Source organism: Actinoplanes sp. NPDC048791, from assembly GCF_040650095.1.
Lineage (GTDB): Bacteria > Actinomycetota > Actinomycetes > Mycobacteriales > Micromonosporaceae > Actinoplanes.
This window is the reverse complement of the sequence record NZ_JBEZGQ010001372.1, coordinates 1-1,844: the sequence shown is the minus strand read 5'-3', so window position 1 is coordinate 1,844 and position 1,844 is coordinate 1. Positions and strand designations below refer to the sequence as shown.

The 1,844-nt window shown below is 71.6% G+C and carries 2 protein-coding genes; both read right to left on the bottom strand.

Annotation, left to right across the window (positions count from 1 at the left end; all coding sequences use genetic code 11):
- Positions 1-137 precede the first annotated feature (137 nt).
- Positions 138-761 (bottom strand): HAD-IA family hydrolase, encoded by a 624-nt coding sequence (locus AB0C29_RS46430; protein ID WP_360834507.1) that lies wholly within the window; start codon positions 759-761, stop codon positions 138-140.
- Positions 762-806: 45 nt separating this feature from the next.
- Positions 807-1,844 (bottom strand): AAA family ATPase (locus tag AB0C29_RS46425; protein ID WP_360834505.1); only part of this gene is annotated, 1,038 nt, incomplete at its 5' end.

Genomic DNA, 1,844 nt, shown 5'->3' with positions numbered 1-1,844 from the left:
GGCCGGGGCCGGCGCCGCCGGGGTGCCGCCGTCCGCGGAGCAGCCCGGCAGGGCGAGCACGAGAACAACCGCCCCGAGCAGCGTCTTACGCATCGACATCCTCTCAGCCGCGGCCAGCCTACGTCGCCGCGGGAAGATCAGCCGGGCGCCGGCAGAGCGAGCGCCTTGCGCAGGTAAGGGAGGTCCTGCGGCCCGGTCCAGCGCAACGCGGGCATCTTCGCCGCGCGGGCGCCGCGTACCGCCCGGTCGTCGTCGTCCACGAACAGCACCCACGGCGGTTCGACGTTCAGGGCCGCGCAGGCCTGGGTGAAGAACTCCGGCGCCGGCTTGTGCACCTTCAGCTCCCACGAGCTGACCACCGTGTCGAATTCCTCGGTCAGGCCGAGCTCGGCCAGGTCGCCCCGGAGCAGGTCGGTCGCGTTCGTCGCCAGTCCCACCGGGCGTCCCGCCGCGCGCACCGAGCGGACGAAGTCGAGCACTTCCCGGTCGATCGTGCCCCGGTGCTCCTGCCACTGCGCGACGGCCGCCTGGGCGTCGGCCTCCGGCAACGGCAGGCGCATCGCCACCAGGCGCATCCACTCGGCGTCCGTGATCTCGCCGGCCACCGCGGGACGCAGCAGTTCCCAGCTCATCGCCGTCTCGATCAGGGTGCCCGGCGCCAGCCCGTACGACTTCTCCACCGCCGCCGGCACCGCGGGGTCCCAGCGGCGCAGCACGCCGTCCAGGTCGATGAGCATGGCCTGGGCCGGTTGGCGGAGCATGAGGGTCTCCCTTGGGTTGGCATGGGTTTTCCGCCGCGGGAAAGCTCAGTCCTCCGGTTCTCGGTTCAGCCGCTGGCTGATGACCTGGGTGACGCCGGCACGCATCGTGACGCCGTAGAGGGCGTCGGCGACCTCCATCGTGCGCTTCTGGTGCGTGATGATCAGCAGCTGGCTCTTTTCCCGCAGCTGCGCGAAGAGCGTAATCAACCGGCCCAGGTTGACGTCGTCGAGGGCGGCCTCGACCTCGTCCATGATGTAGAAGGGGCTGGGCCGGGCCCGGAAGATCGCGACGAGCATGGCGACCGAGGTCAGCGAGCGCTCGCCGCCGGACAGCAGCGACAGCCGCTTGATCTTCTTGCCCGGCGGGCGGGCCTCGACCTCGACGCCGGTCGTCAGCATGTCCTCGGGGTCGGTGAGCACCAGCCGGCCCTCGCCGCCCGGGAAGAGCACCTGGAACACCGACTGGAACTCGCGCGCGGTGTCCTCGAACGCCGACGTGAAGACCTCGAGGATCCGGTCGTCGACGTCCTTGACCACGGTGAGCAGGTCCTTGCGGGTGGCCTTCAGGTCCTCGAGCTGGTCGGAGAGGAACTTGAAGCGTTCCTCCAGCGCGGCGAACTCCTCCAGGGCCAGCGGGTTGACCTTGCCCAGCAGGGCCAGGTCGCGTTCGGCCTTGTTGGCCCGCTTCTCCTGGGTCGGCCGGTGGAACGGCACCGGCTCGGGGAGCTCCTTGCCGTCCTTCTCCGCCTGCGCGGCCTCGGCCTGGGTGGGCGGGACGAGCTGGTCGGGGCCGTACTCGGCGACCAGGGTGTCGACGTCGAGGGAGAAGTCCTCGGCCGCCTTGGCTTCGAGCTGCTCGATGCGCAGCCGCTGCTCGGCCCGGGCCACCTCGTCGCGGTGCACCTCGTTGGTGAGCCGTTCCAGCTCGGCGACCAGGCGCTTGGCGCTGGCGCGTACCTCTTGGAGCTCGGCCTCCCGGGCGGTCCGCGCGCGGGCCAGCTCGTCACGCGCCTCCACCGCGGTGGCCAGCGAGACCGCGACCCGCGACATCGCGGCAGCCGCGCCCAGGGCGACGGCCTTGGC

Excerpts from the sequence above, each read along its gene's own strand:
- AB0C29_RS46430 (WP_360834507.1), bottom strand. The coding sequence starts at position 761 with ATGCTCCGCCAACCGGCCCAGGCCATGCTCATCGACCTGGACGGCGTG.